General features: G+C 35.3%; 16 protein-coding genes. 6 read left to right on the plus strand and 10 right to left on the minus strand.

The genetic code is table 11. The features are described 5' to 3' along the window. Positions 1 to 79: 79 nt before the first annotated feature. From B154_RS0110160 to ahcY, 4 genes are all read right to left on the minus strand, one after another. On the minus strand, positions 80 to 397 hold the full coding sequence (locus tag B154_RS0110160; protein WP_018613902.1) for a hypothetical protein: 318 nt from the start codon (positions 395 to 397) through the stop codon (positions 80 to 82). 488 nt (positions 398 to 885) lie between these two features. Further along, a complete protein-coding gene (locus tag B154_RS0110165) occupies positions 886 to 1,701 on the minus strand; it encodes an NIPSNAP family protein (protein WP_018613904.1) in 816 nt (271 codons plus the stop codon). Positions 1,702 to 1,901: 200 nt separating this feature from the next. Then, positions 1,902 to 2,591, minus strand: coding sequence for a hypothetical protein (locus tag B154_RS0110170; RefSeq protein WP_026260096.1), 690 nt, complete (start codon positions 2,589 to 2,591; stop codon positions 1,902 to 1,904). Positions 2,592 to 2,842: 251 nt separating this feature from the next. Beyond that, positions 2,843 to 4,171: an adenosylhomocysteinase gene (gene ahcY / locus B154_RS0110180; protein ID WP_018613910.1), complete on the minus strand. Its 1,329-nt coding sequence runs from the start codon at positions 4,169 to 4,171 to the stop codon at positions 2,843 to 2,845. 189 nt (positions 4,172 to 4,360) lie between these two features. On the opposite strand from ahcY, the gene B154_RS0110185 reads away from it, so the two are divergent. Then, entirely contained in the window at positions 4,361 to 4,861 is a 501-nt protein-coding gene (locus tag B154_RS0110185) for an Lrp/AsnC family transcriptional regulator (RefSeq protein WP_018613912.1), read from the plus strand. Positions 4,862 to 4,936: 75 nt separating this feature from the next. On the opposite strand, the gene B154_RS28205 is transcribed toward B154_RS0110185, so the two are convergent. Next, a complete protein-coding gene (locus B154_RS28205; RefSeq protein WP_018613914.1) occupies positions 4,937 to 5,986 on the minus strand; it encodes a serine hydrolase domain-containing protein in 1,050 nt (349 codons plus the stop codon). A 227-nt stretch (positions 5,987 to 6,213) separates the two neighbouring features. Here B154_RS28205 and B154_RS0110195 point away from each other — a divergent pair, with 227 nt between their 5' ends. Continuing rightward, a complete protein-coding gene (locus B154_RS0110195) occupies positions 6,214 to 8,079 on the plus strand; it encodes a M1 family metallopeptidase (RefSeq protein WP_018613915.1) in 1,866 nt (621 codons plus the stop codon). Positions 8,080 to 8,517: 438 nt separating this feature from the next. On the opposite strand, the gene B154_RS0110200 is transcribed toward B154_RS0110195, so the two are convergent. Then, positions 8,518 to 8,808, minus strand: coding sequence for a hypothetical protein (locus B154_RS0110200; RefSeq protein ID WP_018613917.1), 291 nt, complete (start codon positions 8,806 to 8,808; stop codon positions 8,518 to 8,520). A gap of 263 nt (positions 8,809 to 9,071) precedes the next feature. On the opposite strand from B154_RS0110200, the gene B154_RS28210 reads away from it, so the two are divergent. Both B154_RS28210 and B154_RS0110215 read left to right on the plus strand, forming a co-directional pair. Continuing rightward, on the plus strand, positions 9,072 to 9,665 hold the full coding sequence (locus B154_RS28210; protein ID WP_018613921.1) for a phosphatase PAP2 family protein: 594 nt from the start codon (positions 9,072 to 9,074) through the stop codon (positions 9,663 to 9,665). Positions 9,666 to 9,682: 17 nt separating this feature from the next. Further along, the gene (locus tag B154_RS0110215; protein WP_018613922.1) at positions 9,683 to 11,335 is read left to right on the plus strand and encodes an ArnT family glycosyltransferase; all 1,653 of its coding nucleotides are present in this window, start codon (positions 9,683 to 9,685) and stop codon (positions 11,333 to 11,335) included. Positions 11,336 to 11,432: 97 nt separating this feature from the next. On the opposite strand, the gene B154_RS0110220 is transcribed toward B154_RS0110215, so the two are convergent. Then, on the minus strand, positions 11,433 to 12,074 hold the full coding sequence (locus B154_RS0110220) for a phosphatase PAP2-related protein (protein WP_018613924.1): 642 nt from the start codon (positions 12,072 to 12,074) through the stop codon (positions 11,433 to 11,435). Between the two features lie 369 nt (positions 12,075 to 12,443). Between B154_RS0110220 and B154_RS0110225 the strand changes: the two genes are divergently transcribed. Then, positions 12,444 to 12,779: a hypothetical protein gene (locus B154_RS0110225; protein ID WP_018613926.1), complete on the plus strand. Its 336-nt coding sequence runs from the start codon at positions 12,444 to 12,446 to the stop codon at positions 12,777 to 12,779. Between the two features lie 294 nt (positions 12,780 to 13,073). Here B154_RS0110225 and B154_RS0110230 read toward each other — a convergent pair whose 3' ends face one another. Continuing rightward, on the minus strand, positions 13,074 to 13,499 hold the full coding sequence (locus B154_RS0110230; RefSeq protein ID WP_018613927.1) for a hypothetical protein: 426 nt from the start codon (positions 13,497 to 13,499) through the stop codon (positions 13,074 to 13,076). Positions 13,500 to 13,795: 296 nt separating this feature from the next. Between B154_RS0110230 and B154_RS0110235 the strand changes: the two genes are divergently transcribed. Next, positions 13,796 to 14,677 carry a Ppx/GppA phosphatase family protein gene (locus B154_RS0110235; protein WP_018613929.1) on the plus strand — a complete coding sequence of 294 codons (882 nt, stop codon included), beginning with the start codon at positions 13,796 to 13,798 and terminating at the stop codon, positions 14,675 to 14,677. Between the two features lie 137 nt (positions 14,678 to 14,814). Here the strand turns inward: B154_RS0110235 and B154_RS0110240 are convergent, their stop codons facing one another. Together B154_RS0110240 and topA are read right to left on the minus strand one after the other, a co-directional pair. Further along, the gene (locus B154_RS0110240) at positions 14,815 to 15,684 is read right to left on the minus strand and encodes a transglutaminase-like domain-containing protein (RefSeq protein ID WP_018613931.1); all 870 of its coding nucleotides are present in this window, start codon (positions 15,682 to 15,684) and stop codon (positions 14,815 to 14,817) included. Positions 15,685 to 16,007: 323 nt separating this feature from the next. Beyond that, positions 16,008 to 18,581, minus strand: coding sequence for a type I DNA topoisomerase (topA, locus tag B154_RS0110245; protein WP_018613933.1), 2,574 nt, complete (start codon positions 18,579 to 18,581; stop codon positions 16,008 to 16,010). Positions 18,582 to 19,395: the final 814 nt, after the last annotated feature.

The following is a 19,395-nucleotide window of genomic DNA, read 5'->3' on the forward strand; positions in this document are numbered from 1 at the left end:
AGCAAGTTTTGTATTCGCTGAATTAACAGTATTATTGAGTTTGAGGCGGGCTAGAATTCATTTACAGGCCATATATAGTCTAAAGAGGATTCAAACTCTTCTGAATTAATTCAGTATTTTCTTCTTCAGAAAATGAGAAATTCATATTGACAAAATTGTTTCTTATTGATTTTGCCTTAGTAATTCCCTCAGCAGTTATACAAACAACCATTTTATCCAACTGCCTCATAGTTATCAGTTGTTCTGCAGCCAGCATTTCAAGGTTTTTTTGAATAGAAGCCCAATCTTGAGTTTGCCTTAGTATTATTGCTTGCGGGGTACATAAATAGGTATGTGGCGAAGGGTCTGATTTTACAATGTCATAGATAGCTGATAGAGTCTGATAACTTGATTCCATGACTTAAATGTACTTTAAATTTTTAAGTTTAATAAAATAATTGGCGCTAAAGAAATATAAATGGATCTGTTTTTTCTAAAAATTCTACCTTTCTTAATTATGATAAGTGGCTTATTAAGATACCTATTAGCTGCTATGTCTACAACATCTCCAGCTTGTAATCTTAAGCCTTATGTAATATCACCTCGTATTAGCGCGATATGATTTAATATCATCTATTACTTCTCTCAGAAAGATATCTATTATCATCAATACTCCTTTTTTATTATCAATACTTTTTACATGAGAATCCTAAAAGAAAAATAAGCATCAAGATATTTCGCTAACAATACCCGTTTTTGTGATCAGAAAGTTATCAAAAAAATAAGTCCCGATCTGCAAAGCAAATCAGGACTCGTAAAAAAATTACAGGGATTCCAGACTAAACTGTTTCAATAAACAGCTAAATTTTTTTCCTGCTATTTAATATATTGAATATACTAATATCATTATTTCATCGGTGAGTAATCTACAGGAAGCATAAACACTGACTCTACTTTAGTAGTAAGCGAACCTCCACCTTTAACTTCTGACGCACTTTTTGCCTCTACCCAATTCGGATCTTCGCGAAAAGCTTTCCAGGCTGCTTCTCCAGAAGTTTTGTCCTTATGCGCTATCAAATACACAAGTAAATTGCTTTTTGATTCTTTGTCAGTATCTGTTGGTTTCCAGTAGGCAATATTGGTGATCCCATGCTTTTCAAATAACGTCATAGTATGATTGCGAAAACGGTCATGCAAATTTTCGATATTTCCCGGAGACGCAGTATAAGTGCGTAATTCAAAAGTTCTAGGCTCGCCTTTAGTTTCCATAGTAAGGCCAGGGGAATAATCCGTAGGTTCAAGGTAAAGAGTTTCCACTTTATTTACCAGTTTACCATTAGCTTCCGATGCTTTGGCTACTGCCTGCCATTCTGGATCCGCACCAAAAGCTTTCCATGAATCTTCACGCGCCTGGCGGCTTGGGTAAGCTAATACATAAATCAATTTATTGTCGGGATTTTCAAGGGGTATCCAGTAACCGATATTTACCATGTCATGTTTAGCAAAAATTCGCATAGTATTATTCCTGAAACGGGCATTAAGATCATCAAGTTTACCCGGCGCCGCATAGTATGTACGCATTTCATAAAAAACATTCTGCTTAAGTGCAGTCGCAGAAGGAATCAAAGCCCCAGGTTTAGAGGACGAAGTAGTTTTAGATGAAGAAGTGCACGCAACAAGAAAAGCCGCAATCGCGAGAAAAGAAAAGAATAAATTTTTCATTGTACAATTAAAGTAATAAATAATGTTTATAGAAATTAAAAATTATCGGACAAGATAAGATACCCTGACATATAAAAAAAACTTGCTTATGATTGCTTATAAGATTTGAGCAATAAGGAGTCTCGTTTACTAAATGTATGGTTGGATGGATTGCTTACAATATACCCCTCCCTTTTGCCATTTTTACTTAAGTTTATTAATTACAAAAAACTGAAAAGCTTGCGAAAACCTTTTTTATCACCGTTTTCCCGTTCCTTTTTCCTTTTAGCGCGTTCTTTTCTTCTTTCCTTTTTTTTCTTCATTGTCTTTCTGTCCCAGGTAAATTTATTTTGTACAGGAAAGTAATACCTCAAGGTTATATACATTGAGTTTACTGGCAGTGCCCTTTCTTTTTCTATACTTTCATATTTAGTTAAAAAGTTATAACCGTTTATTAAATGAAATCCCATTAACCTAAATCCTACTGCCGGGCCAATTCCGAACCGACTGCCTTTTTTAAAATTATTATAATAACTTACGTTAGCGCCATACGTTAGGTTTACCCTACCTCTTTTCATCCACAATCCTGCCTTATACCCTATTACATGATCACTAAAATCATATGCGAGGTTAGCCGTGGCGCCAATAATATGAGGCTTTAGAAGGCTTATTTTTCGCCAATGCGCTTCCACACCTAGCTCAATAGCCGAAGTTAAACCCCGTTCCACGCCAAGGATCATCCCCGTATTATGTTGGTATAGTTTTCTAGCTGAAGAAGATTGTAAAGCATATTGTAAGTATTTAGAATCAGGTGTAGCAGTCACATTGTTTAAAAAGGTACTATTAAACGCGTACTGTGCATTAATGGAGAAAGACAATAACAAAAATAAAACAGACAGTAATACTCTCATAAATACGAAAAGGTAGTCAAATAGATTTTATAATATGATTTTAAAATCTCTGCCATGAGCAACTAAAATAGGCTATTGAATGAAGTCAACCAAAAGTAGATTTACCATGTATGCTTTAATGGAAAGCTGTACAATAAATATGAAGATTAGAAGAGGTTTAGTTCTTCTACATAAGCCAAAAACCCGCTTTTTACAAAGCGGGTTTTTATTTTGGTGGAAGATATTGAAAGAGGTTCAAGATACCTTAACTACTAATATCTATACATTTCAGGTTTGAAAGGTCCGTTTTTGCTTATACCTAAATATTCTGACTGAGCATCGGTAAGTTCATCCAGTTGAACGCCAATTTTTGCAAGGTGTAAACGAGCAACTTTTTCATCAAGATGCTTTGGTAAAACGTATACCTTGTTCTCGTATTTATCGTGATTTGTCCAAAGTTCAATCTGAGCCAACGTTTGATTGCTGAAGGAGTTACTCATTACAAAACTTGGATGACCTGTAGCGCAACCTAAGTTAACTAGGCGTCCCTCCGCCAATAAAATAATGTCTTTCCCATCTACATTATAAATATCAACCTGGGGCTTAATGGTATCTTTTGTTTTGCCATAGTTATCATTCAACCATGCAACATCAATTTCAATATCAAAATGGCCGATGTTGCAAACAATTGCTTTATCCTTCATCAATTTGAAGTGTTCGCCTGTTATCAAGTCACGGCAACCAGAAGCGGTAACAATAATGTCTGCTTCTTTAACTGCATCACTCATTCTCTTTACTTCAAAACCGTCCATAGCTGCCTGCAAAGCACAAATAGGATCAATCTCTGTAACAATAACGCGGCAACCAGCGCCGGCCAATGAAGCTGCAGATCCTTTACCTACATCACCATAACCACCAACAACTGCCACCTTACCGGCCATCATTACATCAGTAGCGCGGCGAATAGCATCTACCAAAGATTCTTTACAACCGTATTTATTGTCAAACTTTGATTTTGTAACACTATCATTTACGTTAATGGCGGGAATTGGTAATGTGCCATTAGCCATACGTTCGTAAAGGCGGTGAACACCTGTTGTAGTTTCTTCGCTAAGACCTTTAATATGCTGAATCAACTCCGGATATTTATCAAAGACTATGTTTGTAAGATCCCCACCGTCATCAAGAATCATGTTTAACGGACGATCTTCGCCACCAAAAAATAAGGTCTGCTCTATACACCATTCTGCCTCTTCTACGCTCTGACCTTTCCACGCAAATACACCTATTCCTGCAGCAGCAATTGCAGCGGCAGCATGATCTTGTGTAGAGAAAATATTGCATGAACTCCATTTTACTTCGGCACCTAGGGCAATCAAAGTTTCTATAAGAACGGCAGTTTGAATGGTCATGTGAAGACAACCGGCAATTCTGGCACCTTTCAATGGCTGAGCTTCCCCGTATTCTGCACGAATGCTCATAAGTCCAGGCATTTCGGCCTCGGCGAGGCGTATTTCTTTCCGTCCCCATGCTGCAAGGCTCATATCCGCTACCTTGTACTTCAGACTAAAATCAATCTGACTGTTTGTGGCTGTAGGCATAAAATAAAAATTATAAATTAATAGTTATAAATGTTTTTACCGGTTTTCTTCTGCTACCGGCTTTGTCTGAATAAATGTTATTTCAGAAAGGCAAAAGTAGCTTTTTAGAATAATCTTCTATAATGTTCTATAACTTTGGGATAAATATGCATTTTAGACAGTATCGGCAGAAAAAACAACAGGTTTAATATGGGAAATTTGACTAAAAAAGAAGATTCGTCTACGGCTCAATCATCACTTGACAGCATGGACTTGTCCATTCTAAGACTACTGCAGGAAAATGCAAGAATTACGGTAAAAGAAATATCAGATAAAGTACACTTAAGCACGACTCCGGTTCACGAACGGATCAAACGCATGGAAGAGTCAGGTGTAATAAAACAGTATGCAACCCTTGTTGATCATATGAAAGTAAAAAAGGGATTGATGGTCATTTGTTACGTGTCGCTGAAGCAACATAGCAAGGAAGCAGGAGACAAATTTATTAAAACAATCCTGGAATTAAATGAAGTTATTGAATGCTATAATATTTCAGGCGAATTTGATTTTATGCTGAAAGTAGTTAGTGAAGATATGAATGCTTATTATGATTTTCACGTAAATAAACTAAGCCAGATTGAAAATATGGGACATGTGCAAAGTGTGTTTGTAATGGGGATTATTAAACAAACACATCAACTCGTGTATTAGCGCGAATTATGATTTAGCGAGATTTTTGGGAGACAAAAGCCTTGGGTCAGTTTTTCCAACTCCTGTTTACAAACGCTACTTACAATTTCCGGGAATGGCTTTATCTATTGTGGCTTTTATATCAATATAAATATTCCTGTCTTGTTCACCTTCCGGATCCTTGGCAACGATAACATAGGCATATCCCCTGCAAAGATCGATCATTGGCCATGTGCCCAGCAGCGAGGGAGCAATAGCTGCTACTGTTTTGCCTTGTCCATTTCGTTCGAGTATCCACTCTCCCATTCCATAACTTAATCCTTCAACCGTTTTAGGTGCATATTTTATCGAGCTTGCTTCAGCGCTTAGTTTATGCAATATGTCTGCTGAGCTTTCTGTCAATACTGGTTTATTATTAAAAGTCCCTTTGTTTAGCAGCATAGACAAAAAATTAATATAGTCTGCAGCAGTAGAGCGTGCGCCGGTTGCAGGATCTATTGCATCGTTATAATTCTCACTGGTGAAAGTAGTGTTTTTCATAAGTAGCGGCCTGGTAATACGATCCTGCATTAGCTTATCAAAAGACTTTCTTGTTATTACTTCCAGCACTCTTCCTGCAATAGCGTAACCAACATTACTATATCGAAATTCAGTGCCTGCGTTAGTCTCTATTTCTCTTTTCGATGCAACATTATCAACAGCTGCTTCAAGTGTTTTAAACTTATTTTTTTGTAAAAATTTAGCCACTCCCTGCTCTGATTGTATGCCTGTATAGTTGGTGAGACATTGTCTTATCGTAATATAACTTTTATAATGTTGCGCGAAAATGGGCAGGTATGCGCTGACTTTATCATCAAGAGAAAGCTTGCCTTCCTGTACAAACGTCATGACCAATGCTGCTGTGAGCCATTGGCTGCTTGCACCAATAGGTACTTGTGTTTTTACAGTAAAATTGCCCATTTCTTTTTTATACGCTACTTTACCGTTGCTGTATAATATGAAAGCTACATCCTTACCAAGCTTTTCTTTTGCCTGGTTTAATTTTATTGAGAGAGCTGTAGTATCAAATTGTGAATAAGTGGTTTGAAAACAAATAATGGAAAAAAGTGTAACAAGAGATGATTGCAGAAGATGTTTTAATAACATTGACTCTTTTAATTGATATATGAGAAACAAATTCTTTTACTTAAACATAAATGTAGGTAATTACAAACAGGTAGTTTATAAAAAACAATAGATTAAAGTTTATTTATAGTTTCAATTACAAGTAATATGTAGCAGGGGAATTTGCGATCAAAATTGTTAAGAAAACAGTAATTGAAATTTAGTAAGGAACATTATTATATTATTGCAGAAATCACGTTAATAATATAATGAGTGTTGTACGAGTTTTTGCTGTAATATTATTTATACACCTGCTTACCCATTCCTTTGCCCAAAAAACGTTACCTGTTCCCGTTAACATACAGAAGCTGTATGAGCAGGAAACACGCTCTTACGACGGAAAGCCCGGAGATAAGTACTGGCAAAACACTGCCAATTATGACATACATGTTGCCTTTGACCCAGCCAGTCTATTACTGGAAGGTGCTGAAAAAATAACTTACATAAACAACAGTCCTGATACCTTATATAATATTGTTTTTAAGTTATATCCTAACTTTTATAAAAAAGGTTCTGAACGTTTAGCTAAGATAGAGCCTGAAGATATTGGCGAGGGAATGATGATAGACAAGATTAATGTTACCAATAGTCCTGTTCTTACTTATTCTCTCGATGGAACTAATATGTCTGTTACCATTGAGCCTTTGCTTCCTAAAGACACCATTGTTTTTAATATTAGCTTTCACTATACCCTTAACAAAGGCTCGCATACGCGTACAGGACAAGTAGAAGAGAATGCAGCTTTTGTAGCTTACTTTTTTCCCCGAATAGCTGTATATGACGATATAGACGGATGGAACAAAAATCAATACCTGGGCACACAGGAGTTTTACAATGACTTTTGTAATTTCAAAGCATCTGTAACAGTTCCAAAAAATTTTGTGGTATGGGCTACGGGAGACCTTACTAACTGCAATGAAGTTTTTAAAGATAAATATTGCAGATTGATACAACAGGCAGAAAAAGCCGATACCATTACCAACATTATCGACTCTGCTGACCTGCAGGCGGGAAATATAACCGCAGACAACGAAACAAATACGTGGCACTTTACTGCAGACAATGTAACGGACTTTGTCTTTGCAACCAGCAACCATTACTTGTGGAAGTCATCAAGCGTGTTAGTCGACTCAGCCACAAGCAGAAGAACACGAGTTGATGGAGTCTTTAATCAAAAACACACTGACTTTTATGATGTCACACACTACAACCGGGAAACAGTTAAGGCAATGAGTTATTCATTTCTCAAATGGCCTTTTCCTTATTCTCACGAAACAGTCTTTGATGGTCTTGACCAGATGGAATATCCCATGATGGTAAATGATAACCCGGTAGCAGGCAGCACTGATGCCATTACACTTACTGACCACGAAGTTTTCCATACAATGTTTCCTTTTTATATGGGTATTAATGAAACAAAATACGGCTGGATGGATGAGGGATGGGCGACTATGGCGGAATGGCTTATTTCACCCATGATAGATTCCAGTATTGTTGATGAGTATGGAATAAAACCCTATGAAACAAATGCGGGTAAAGAACGTGATGTGCCTATAACAACACTTACAACACAACTCAATGACATGTCTCTGTATTTAAACTCTTATGTAAAACCCGCGCTGGGATATCTGTATGTCAAAGATTATCTTGGTGATGAATTGTTTACAAAAGCGTTACATTATTATCTACAACAATGGAACGGAAAGCACCCAATGCCCTACGACTTTTTCAATTGTATCAATGTTGGTTCAGGTAAAAATTTAAATTGGTTTTGGAAGAGTTGGTTTTTTGATAATGGTGTTCCTGATCTTTCAATTGATAAGGTAAAAAAAAGAAGACACAAATACAAGGTGACAATAAAATCTAAAGGAACGAAGCCTGTGCCTGTTGACCTGTTTGTAACGTTAAAGGATAATTCTGTTATAAAGCAACATAGAAGCATTTCCGTTTGGGAAAAAGGAAATGCGACTACTAATATTATATTTCATACTAAAAAAGATGTCTTGCGAATAACATTAGGTAGCACGTACACAGTCGATGTAAATAAAGATGATAACAGGTGGGACGCGAAATAGTGTGTCTAAACTAACTCCAAATTTTAGAAATTAGACTTCGCTTTTAAGAACTAAAAGCTAATATAAAATAAGTTGATTAGAGGCTGTCCTAATATTTTCGGCTGTTTGAAGGGTTATAATGAGAATAATTATTATTCATCATAAACTTTTATCATAGCTTAAGATAGCCATCTCATACATATCTCAGACGATTCTAGAAATTTCAAATAAACAATCTTTACCCTGCTTGTAAAAATTATTATATAGCTGAAAAGTGCACAAAAGCATTTTTGAAATAACTATAAACAAGAACCAAAGAGGATTATTTGAAAAGCTTGCTTACACCGTTAATAGAAAAGCGAATAATACAACTACTATTTAAACTAAACCGTCAAATGGTTGAAGTCAATTGAAAGTAAAATAAGTAGCAATAATTACAGACTAAATTAATAATAATGATTAGAACAAATAAGCAAACTGAAGGAAATCAGAATTGTTGTTTTCTTTGTTATTATTTTCTCTATGTTCATTCTCTTCTATTGCACAATGCACATATATGCTTATTTCATTGAACCATGGGGGCAATAGTTGTGATTCATCAACATTCCACATACCTTTTTCATCTTTTTGCAATGATAGTACACCTTTAAATTCAACGTTTTTTGGCGACACGTTATAGCTTCCTCTACTTACCTGCTTGTTAAACTCTAACTGATGACCTTGAATTGTTTTTACAAAATTCTGTTTCATATAATTGATTCTACGATATTTTAAAACTTTTCTATGCATTAATATGATTAAGAATTGTACCAAAGTTTTTTCAAGGAGAACTTGTTAAACGAAAGTGAAAAAGTGGGGCTGTTTTTACCCAATGTTGGAACATTAAACCTGTTATTTCATTCATTACCCCTTTTTCAATCACTTTTCTAACAACTACATCTACTGTACTTTGTTTATTATTACATCTTTTGCAAATGTAAGCGGGGCTTATCTTTGAGCAATAATTGTAAATAATGAATTTTGTCATGTGGTTACGCAATGCAGACCGTAAAGTATTTTATCTTATCAATACAAAACTTTCTGTTAGCTCCTTAGATGATGTAATGCTTTTATTACGCCAGGCCTATACCTGGGTACCCTTGTACCTATTTCTATTGCTTTTTTTTTATGCTAACTGCAGAAAATTTTTGTTGCCGATTATTGCTCTTTCCTTAGTCACCTTTGCCTTTACAGATTTTACAAGCGCGAGTATATTGAAACCGTTGATTGGTCGAATACGTCCCTGTCACGATCAGTCGCTTCCATTTACCGTTAACAATATATCAGGATGCGGGGGACTTTTTTCTATGCCTTCCTCTCATGCATCTAATCATTTTGGCCTGGCTACTTTTTGGTTTTATGTAATTAAAGAAACTTTAAACAGAACATGGTACTGGCTCTGGTTTTGGGCGTTCATTGTTTGTTATTCCCAGGTATACGTGGGCGTGCATTATCCTGGCGATATCATTGCCGGGGCATTGCTTGGTGTAGGAATAGGATCATTATCCTGTTATCTTTTCAACAACTGGATGACCAGGCTAAATACAGACATTACAAGAACCATCTAAATTTCTGCTGACCCTACATGAAATCTTTTGAAAAATTATTTCCATATTTTCTTATTGCAGGCATATTACTTAATGTAAATGGCTTGTTGAATGGTATTCTCGAACCTGATGGGGCTTTGTATGCGACTATTTCAAAACATATAGCCCTAACAGGTGAATGGTTTAACCTGTATGGTAATGGCCATGACTGGCTTGATAAACCTCATTTTCCTTTTTGGATGGCAGCTTTTAGTTTTAAACTATTTGGCATTACATCCTTTGCATACAAACTTCCAGCTTTTATCTTTTGGTTAGCTGGCATTGTGTTCATTTTTAAACTTGCAAATGAACTTTATAATACTATTACCGCAAAAGTTGCCGTTGTCATTTATATATTTTCCCTTCATAACATACTTAATAATTTTGACGTAAGAGCTGAACCTTATTTAACCACTCTCATCATTGCCGCCATTTATTATTTTTATAAATCAACTCTTTCCGGCAGATGGTCAGATATTATTTTAGTCGCTTTGATGTCAGCTTGCGCTGTAATGACCAAAGGAATTTTTGCGCTTATTACTATAGGAGGAGGTTTTGTTATTTATTGGATAATTACAAAACAATGGAAACAATTTATCAATTATCGGTGGTGGCTGATGCTTTTGTTAATACTGCTTTTCATTACTCCAGAATTGTATAGCTTGTATGTGCAGTTTGATCTCCATCCTGAAAAAGTTGTATTTGGAAAGACAAATGTATCAGGACTGCGTTTCTTTTTTTGGGACAGCCAGTTTGGAAGATTTTTTAATACGGGTCCTATCAAAGGCCATGGAGATCCTACATTCTTCCTGCACACCACCCTATGGGCCTTTTTGCCCTGGTCTATTATTTTGTACATCGCAGTAATACAACTCCTCAGGAAAAAGAGCAAAAAACAGGATCAGAGTAAATGGATAATCTATGGCAGCGCAGCTTTGACTTTTATAATATTCTCGTTTTCAGGTTTTCAATTACCTTTTTATATTGTCATCCTCTTTCCCCATTTTTCAATTATAGCGGCAGCTTACCTTACGTCTTTGCAAACAGATGCGAGTTTTAAGAAAATTGCTGTATTTCAAAATACTGTACTCATTATTGCTACTTTATTCGTTTGTGCACTGGCTTTTTATTCTCATTTTGGTAATGTTGTTTTTTTAGCAATTATTTCTGCCACAATAGTTATTTTAAATTTTAATTTTTTTAAACCTGAGGGCATTAATAGAACAATAATTCCGGGAATTGCTTTTTCATTTGTTTTATTTTTATTTCTTCATAACTTTTTTTACCCAAACCTGCTTACTTATCAATCGGGAATGATGGCTGGGAAATGGTTAGTAAAAAATAAAGAATTTAAAACTCCCGCCATGTTCAATTCATGGTCTTACTCATTTGAATTTTATGCGCCGGGTTATGTTGAAAGATTAGAAACAATTGACGATCTTAATAGGTTTTTACAAAAAGACCCTAAAAGCCCGGTTTATACTTCACTAAATATGCTCGATGAATTGAAGCTACAAGGCTTTCAATACCACATATTACACGAGTTTTCTGATTTTCATATCAGTATGTTAACTCCAGCCTTTTTAAATCCTCACACAAGAAATAGAGAACTGGAAAAAAAGGTTCTAATAACTGTGGAAAAAAAACTGTAGTAACTATATTAGTGAAAACGTTCCTATTTTTCTAAAAAATTTGCTAAGTTGAATAGTTGATTTTACTTCTAACCGGTACTATTTCTTTTGCATCCTTTCAGAATAATGCTGTAACTCTTCTGGCAAGAATAAAAATAATATACACAAAAAGCGGAGCAGCCACAACATCTATAGTATAATGTATATGTTGTATCAGCAAAAGTACTCCAACCAAAATTGTAGCAACCAAAGCCAATATTTTTTCCCATTTTTTTCTCACAATAAAATAAATAAGAAAAACAGAACTTGTATGGCCCGAAAAAAACAAGTCTTTCGTAATATGATTATGCCCGTAAAAAGGTGCTAAAATAGGGTCAGAAAGAGGCATCAGACCTGCGGGAGGATTAAGAGAGACGAGAGACATTGTTATAATACGCGATAAACTGAGAAACAGGCAACTACAAAGAAAAAGTAAAAAAAGAGCAGGAGACTGAGCAGCGCGAAAAATGCCTAAGCCTACTGTAAGATAAATTAGTAGAAATATATAGACAGAAACATCAACAGAAGGCAAAAGATTTAGTATCGGATCATGTAAAGCAACTCCTGGCCTCTTTTGAATAAGTGCAAAAAAATAAGGATAATATAAAAGAACTATCGTAAATAATAAAGAAGCTATGCCGATTTTAGTTTTGTAGTTAATTGACGTCCATGCATTACTCCATGACATTTCTAATGATTCGTCGCCTTGTCTTATGATCATTTCTGGTTAAACTATTATACTTACTGTGCGGAAAATTTTTTTGATGTAGCACCTATAAAAACTGCAAATTTTAAAACAAAATAGTCAATTAATTCTTATCATTATCATAATTTTTTAATAACTGTTTCAATACCAATTAATTTGATGTAATAGTTTAAGCAATATTATTATAAGCAGTAAACCAGGTATTAAAAGCTGTTCCAACCATTTCCGAGATTTCACCTTTAAAAATTCATTCATTCATTAAATTTCCTATTACTTTTTGACGATCCACATATGGTTCATTTTTGAAGTTTTAATTAAAAATTGGTCGTTTTTTTAATATGAGAGTTACCTTTAACATATTAATTCATTATTCATTTTACCCTTATGAAAGAGCAATTGCAGCATCTCCATAACCTTTTGGAGACCTTAACTTCATCTACTTCTTCAAAAAGTTTTTCTGAATTAAATCGCATTCTTGAAAAATATACAAAAATTCTCGACTTTGTTAATAGTTACAATGATAGTTACAAACGAGCTACGTCGGTGTATTATACTGATATAAACTCAATAAGAGATAATATTCAGGAATCATTATACGCAGAAGCTCAAAAAGCAAAGGATACAGCTTTTGAAAACGCCCGAAATGAACTACAGAGAGACATACAAGCCCTGGCCATACTTATAAGACCTGAAGAGGAATTAGCTGAAATATCAGCATAAAGAAAGACTATTAAAAACATTGATTACGCAACCGGCAAAACCCAAATATTAAATCATTACTAATTATACTTATTCTAAAAACCTCGCCTTTTTAACACCTGTAATACTATGCATTTCTTCCTGTACATAAACCTTATTTTATTGACCGGGTAAGAGGTGACATAAAAAATGCGTTGAACAAACGTAGTGCAACGCATCGATTAAGGATTACAAAAAGCCTTCAAACTGATTTAAAAAACTTTTTAATAATTCCTTTTAAAATTTTTAATCCCGTTTAAAATCTTTCACAAATTCCTAAAAAAATGCATTCTTATGCTTTGCCAGCCAAGGTATTATAAATGCTGTTGCTAACCCGGTAATTATCACATCGCCTAAATAAAGCCCTCTAAATTGCTTTGTAATAAGAGCACTATCTGAGCGTTGAATTTGAAATCCCAGGTAAATAACCACTATTGTTATAATGATGAATAACAACGTGTAAATATTTGCACTCTTTTTTAAATAAGGAACAATAAAATAATATATAAGACCAGCAAGAATACACACTATAAACGAAGCAAAAATTATTAAGGTTACATTAATTATCCATGAGATCGTGAAGTTGGTAACGTGTCGGTATATGAAATTATATACAAGACTTATTGGTATTATTGTTATACCTGTAGCAAGCCCAGCAAGCAGACATTTGGAAAAGGTGGTTTGTTCAAAATCGTAATCCATATCCTTTAATTTTAAGTGAAGAACTAATTATATTAAACATTATGCAAAAAATAAGCCAGCGCTCCTAATTCAAATACAGATATTGAAACTGCAACCACTTCACCTTCCGGCTAATATTTACCAGGCACTTTTCAGCTGATAGAAAATTTTAGATCTCTTTTACATCGGAAAAAGCTTCCCAACAGATTCTTTTGGGGAAAAATTTATATGCTTATCATACCAAGCAAAAAATATCTTTGCTTTATTGGAAATAATTCGTTTCAGGTTTTTATTTACTTTATTAAAACTTAATCAATTTGAGATTAGCCGCGATTGATATCGGTAGCAATGCTGCAAGGTTGTTAATTACAAACGTAATTGAAGGCATTGGACACCCGCCGGAATTTATTAAGATCGACTTAATAAGAGTTCCCCTGCGGTTAGGTTTTGATGTATTTGAAAACGGTGTGATTTCAGAACAAAGAGAAACGATGATACTTGATACCATGAATGCTTATAGTCATTTGCTAAAAGTTTATGGTGTAAATAGTTTAAAAGCTTGTGCGACAAGCGCCATGCGCGATGCAAAGAACGGTGAGGAAATAATAAAAAAAGTAAAAGAGGAAACAGGAATTGAAATTGAAATCATTAGTGGTGACCTCGAGGCGTCCATCATATATGAAACTCATGTTGCAGAAAATATGAGTGTGAACAACAGTTATTTATACATAGATGTGGGTGGAGGTAGCACGGAAATAAATCTATTTGCAGAAGGAAAGCTTGTTTTCAAAAAATCGTTCAATATCGGAACCATAAGGCTGTTAAAAAATCTGGTAGACGATAAGGTCTGGGATGAAATGAAAGATACTATAAAAGCAAAAACAAAAGGATTCAAAAAAATTATAGCTATAGGAACGGGTGGAAACATTAATAAAATTTTTTCGATAAGTAAGAAAAAAGATGGTAAGCCTTTAGAATTAAATTTACTCAGAGATTACTATAAAGAATTTTCAAGCTTTTCCATAAAAGACCGTATTCGTTTATATAAGTTTCGGGAAGACCGTGCAGATGTTATTGTACCCGCGTTACTTATTTACATAAATGTGATGCGCTGGGCAGATGCCGATGAAATTTTGGTTCCGAAGATAGGATTGGTTGATGGACTTGTGCAGCATTTATATAGCGAGTTGAGAAAATAAGGTAAAAGAGCATTGAATGTTTACTATTTAAAAGCATAACAAATTTGGTAATTGCTCTTTACTAATCATGGTTTTTATACAACATCAGTAATTCGCGACGGCAAAGAATAATAATTATTAGGAAAAAAAGGAACAATCTAATCTTCCAGCAAATCACTTAAGATCATTAACTCGCTGTATTTATATTCGTATTTTAAATTCTTAAAACATTTCGCGAGTTCTTCAATTTGTATTTGTATAATTCTTTTGTGAGAAAGTGGTTTAAAATAAAATGGGGTTATAGGTACCGAAACCCGTTTGAAATAAGCTTCCATATCTTTGTGTGAAAATATTTGACCGCTTATAGCATCTATATAAAAGTAGATTTTTTGCTGTGGATTAGTGTCTGCCAACTGATCATAATCGTGGTGGAAATAAGCCAGTATAAACTGCCGCGGAATATTAATTGCTTTCACATTAAGGTCAAGCATTTCACAAAGCAAGAGGTATAGCACACCATTGCTTAAGGCATTGCCTTTCTTACTTTCTATAACTTTGTGAATGAAAAAATCATCCGGATTATTATACCCCATCTCAACACCCTTCAGGTTATAATAATTGTACACGATGCTCGATATAACATTTGCCTGCTCTAAAGAAGTAAGAAAGCTATTAAGTTCGAGCCATACATTTCGACGTATTCTTTCAAGCTCTTGTAAAACCGGTGCTGTTGCCAGCTCTGGATATTGAAATTTGGCAACCAGCAACGAACCAAATAACAGATCGTGATAAGGATTGTTTTTCCAGTCAGTAAAATCTCGTGTCAGATCATTAAAATGCAATTTGTGTATCAACAATTCAATCCGCTCCTGCACTTCTTCGCTTAACGTGTTTTCCCACAAATTCTCGAGGTTAGGAATAATGCCGCGACCATAGTGAACAATCCGGCTCGAAACAGTTGAAAAAACTTCCTGGTCCGGATCATCAATCAGGGAAAATAAAGCTGATATTTCGCGGGTCTCCTGCATATATTACGCTTCTTACGAAGCTGTTTGATACTTTTTTATTTTACAAAACTTATTCAAAAAATTACTCATCAAACTAAGTCATTTTTTATGATAATATCAACTACAAGTTATTCTATAGATGTTAATTTCTTTTATTGAAAGAATCTAAATAGACAAACTTGCTTAATAGAAAGACAATAAAATAGTGACCAATGTTGCCGCACTGACGCATTATTTTACATTATTTTAAAAAAAAGTCATTAATTAAAACGAAGATTCTACTGCAATCAAGCAAAAAAAAGCCCGGGTTGTGTTCCGGGCCTTCATTAGAAAAAATCTCTTTTTTAAGCTTTACTTTTTTGAACAGCTTTTTTCGCCGGAGTTTTTTTTGCAGCAACTTTTTTTGCTGCAGCTTTTTTTACAAAAGCGTCGGGCACCTGTGTTTCAATCATTTTCTTTACTTCATCCAGAGAAATGTGAGCTAGTTCCTCCGGCGTGTATTTTCCTTTTTCACCTTTCCCTACTACTTTCAGCATTTTTTTACCAAATCGTATAAATGGGCCCCATCGGCCGTTTTCAATAGATATCTTTTCAGATGGCCATTGCTGTATGTAGCGGTTCGCTTCTTTATGCAGCTTTTTTTCTATGAGTTCTTCCACATCTCTTTGTGTGAGATTTTCAAAATTATACGCTCGCGGAACATTGATAAACAAATCATTCCATTTTATAAAAGGACCAAATCTTCCTTTTCCTTTCGTTACAGGTTGATCTTCATAAGTGGCTATAGGAGCGTCGGCAGTTTGTTTTTCACTTATTAACTCAATAGCACGGTCAAGGTCTACTAGAAGTGGATCTTCTCCTTTGGGCAGCGACACAAAGTCTTCACCCCAACGAACGTACGGCCCAAACCTTCCCATACTTACAGCCACTTCTTTACCTTGGTATTCACCGAGAGCCAAGGGTAGCCTAAATAACTCCATCGCTTCATCTAAAGTTATGGTTTCAATGCTTTGATTAGCCTTTAGCTTAGCAAAACGGGGTTTTTCTTCTTCATTGCTGGTGTCACCTATTTGCACCATTGGGCCAAAGCGTCCCATTCTAGCAATTACTTTTTTACCGCTTTCAGGATCGATGCCTAATTCCCTTTCTCCTTTTGCACGCTCAGCGGTTTCTAGTGTTACTTCTATTGTGCTATGAAAAGGTTTATAAAAATCATCGATCATGTTGTTCCACTGCATTTTTCCTTCTGCTATTTCATCAAATTCTTCTTCAATCAATGCAGTGAAGCTGTAATCCATTACCTTTTTAAAATGTTGCTTCAAAAAATCTGTTACTACCATTCCCAGGTCAGTTGGAAATAATTTTCCTTTTTCAGCTCCTGTGTTTTCGGCAACAACTTCTTTTTTTACCTGGTCATCTTTAAGCCTTAAAATGTTAACCTCTCTTTTTATGCCTTCTTTATCACGCTTTTCTACATAGTTGCGTTTCATAATAGTAGTAATGGTAGGTGCATAGGTAGATGGACGGCCTATTCCCAACTCTTCGAGTTTTTTTACCAATGACGCTTCCGTATATCTTGGTGCAGGACGAGTAAATTTTTGGGTTGCTCTCATCTCTCTGAAATCCAATAACTGTGATATTCTTAATGGCGGAAGAATACCTTCAGTATCCTCTTCATCTTCATCATCTCTTCCTTCATTATACACTTTCAAAAAGCCGTCAAACTTCATCACTTCACCTGTTGCAGTGAGGTTTTCATTGTTTGTAGATATCCGGATTTTTGCTGTTGTCTTTTCAAATTCTGCATCACTCATTTGGGATGCAATAGTGCGTTTCCATATCAAATCATACAGCCTGCGTCCCTCTTCATCATCTACCGTATGATTTTCCATATAGGTAGGGCGAATAGCTTCGTGCGCTTCCTGCGCTGACTCGTTTTTATTTTTGAATTTACGGGTCTGGTAGTATCTGTTGCCGTAGCTGTTTTTAACCTCTTTCTCTATATCCTGCATCGCCGTTTCACTAAGGTTAATACTATCGGTACGCATGTAGGTTATCTTTCCACTTTCGTAAAGACGCTGAGCGATCAACATTGTTTTACTTACGCTGTAGCCAAGCTTTCGGCTGGCTTCCTGCTGTAAGGTAGATGTAGTAAACGGAGCAGCAGGAGTTCGTTTAGCAGGCCTGACTGTCACATCTGTAACTGTATATTTTGCACCTTTACAACTATCCAGAAAATTTTCTGCAGTTTCCAGTGCGGCAATTTTATCAGGACCGTCAGCTTTAAATACAACGGGCTTGTTATTGACATCATTAGCAGAAAACAAAGCTTCAATTTTATAGCTGCTTACGGATGTAAAATTGTTGATTTCTCTTTCCCTTTCCACAACAAGTCTTACTGCAACACTCTGTACACGCCCTGCGCTGAGGCTTCGTTGCATACCTATTTTTCTCCATAAAACCGGGCTCAGTTCAAAACCAACCAACCTGTCCAAAACGCGCCGCGCTTGTTGAGCGTTTACCAGGTCCATATTTATGAGACGTGGGTTTTCAACCGCTTTTCTTATAGCAGGAGCCGTTATCTCATGAAAAACAATGCGTTTGGTTTGCTTTGGGTCGAGACCCAATTCTTCTGCAAGGTGCCAGCTAATACTTTCTCCTTCACGGTCCTCATCCGATGCAAGCCAGACCTCTTTGGCTTTTTTAGAAAGTTGCTTCAGCTCATTCACTACCTTTTGTTTATCCTCCGGCACTTTGTAGCGTGGCTGGTAATTATTATTCAAATCGATACCCATATCATCTTTCTCAAGGTCACGGATATGGCCATAGCAACTCTTTACCTCAAAGTCCTTCCCTAATATTTTTTCTATAGTCTTCGCTTTCGCGGGCGACTCAACTATTAATAAATTTTTACTCATTCAATGGCTTTTAAAAGGGTTTTTGGATTACTGATATCACCAACTTGCATCATCCCAACTATGTGTTTTGGGGGAGCACTCTTTACAAGAGTTGATTGGACATGTATACCTCTAACTATTGTTCAAACACTCATTTCAAATGGATGCAATATTACAGCAATACTTCAAATGACAAAATTTTTGATACGTTTAGAGGTTTTTTTTAAAGCTGATAAAGAATTTTTACCAGCTGAATGATAAGTTTAGCAAAACAATATTTGTTACAGCGGTAAAATTAGTTACAGATATTTTAAAAAGTCTCTAATAAAAATTTGAAAGTCTAATATTTAACTTATGTAAAATTGCCCATGATGCTTTTATTTAATAAAAACTGAACAAAAAACTTTAAGAACGTGAAGATTAACCCACAGCTTTAACAGTCTTTATTTGTTCTTTTTGGAGGTATTTTTAGAAATTAAAAAGCCCCCTAATACACAAAATCCTCTTTGCCCCCTATATCCGTTAGTTTTTATTAAATTATTATTTATTAACATTATAGAAATAGGCCTTTAAATACTCCAATACTAAAACTAATAATATTAGCAATATCAGTAACTTAGCTAAAATTTATAGTTAATTATGTTTAAAGGTACTGACATTTTGGAGTTTGCAAGGCATTTTGATACCAAGGAAAAGTGTTTAAAATATCTGAGTTGTTTAAAATGGCAAAAGGAATTTACTTGCTTAAAGTGTGGCAATACATCCTGGAGTAAGACAGGTCTGGAGCATATACGGCGTTGTAATAAGTGCAAAGACAAACAGTCTGCAACTGCCG

Origin of the sequence: Segetibacter koreensis DSM 18137, assembly GCF_000374045.1 — a bacterium.
Lineage (GTDB): Bacteria > Bacteroidota > Bacteroidia > Chitinophagales > Chitinophagaceae > Segetibacter > Segetibacter koreensis.

What these genes read in the sequence shown, in the direction of transcription:
- B154_RS0110160 (WP_018613902.1), bottom strand. Translation starts at nt 397, where the DNA reads ATGGAATCAAGTTATCAGACTCTATCAGCTATCTATGACATTGTAAAA.
- B154_RS0110165 (WP_018613904.1), bottom strand. Translation starts at nt 1,701, where the DNA reads ATGAAAAATTTATTCTTTTCTTTTCTCGCGATTGCGGCTTTTCTTGTT.
- B154_RS0110170 (WP_026260096.1), bottom strand. Translation starts at nt 2,591, where the DNA reads ATGAGAGTATTACTGTCTGTTTTATTTTTGTTATTGTCTTTCTCCATT.
- ahcY (WP_018613910.1), bottom strand. Translation starts at nt 4,171, where the DNA reads ATGCCTACAGCCACAAACAGTCAGATTGATTTTAGTCTGAAGTACAAG.
- B154_RS0110185 (WP_018613912.1), top strand. Translation starts at nt 4,361, where the DNA reads ATGGGAAATTTGACTAAAAAAGAAGATTCGTCTACGGCTCAATCATCA.
- B154_RS28205 (WP_018613914.1), bottom strand. Translation starts at nt 5,986, where the DNA reads ATGTTATTAAAACATCTTCTGCAATCATCTCTTGTTACACTTTTTTCC.
- B154_RS0110195 (WP_018613915.1), top strand. Translation starts at nt 6,214, where the DNA reads ATGAGTGTTGTACGAGTTTTTGCTGTAATATTATTTATACACCTGCTT.
- B154_RS0110200 (WP_018613917.1), bottom strand. Translation starts at nt 8,808, where the DNA reads ATGAAACAGAATTTTGTAAAAACAATTCAAGGTCATCAGTTAGAGTTT.
- B154_RS28210 (WP_018613921.1), top strand. Translation starts at nt 9,072, where the DNA reads ATGAATTTTGTCATGTGGTTACGCAATGCAGACCGTAAAGTATTTTAT.
- B154_RS0110215 (WP_018613922.1), top strand. Translation starts at nt 9,683, where the DNA reads ATGAAATCTTTTGAAAAATTATTTCCATATTTTCTTATTGCAGGCATA.
- B154_RS0110220 (WP_018613924.1), bottom strand. Translation starts at nt 12,074, where the DNA reads ATGATCATAAGACAAGGCGACGAATCATTAGAAATGTCATGGAGTAAT.
- B154_RS0110225 (WP_018613926.1), top strand. Translation starts at nt 12,444, where the DNA reads ATGAAAGAGCAATTGCAGCATCTCCATAACCTTTTGGAGACCTTAACT.
- B154_RS0110230 (WP_018613927.1), bottom strand. Translation starts at nt 13,499, where the DNA reads ATGGATTACGATTTTGAACAAACCACCTTTTCCAAATGTCTGCTTGCT.
- B154_RS0110240 (WP_018613931.1), bottom strand. Translation starts at nt 15,684, where the DNA reads ATGCAGGAGACCCGCGAAATATCAGCTTTATTTTCCCTGATTGATGAT.
- topA (WP_018613933.1), bottom strand. Translation starts at nt 18,581, where the DNA reads ATGAGTAAAAATTTATTAATAGTTGAGTCGCCCGCGAAAGCGAAGACT.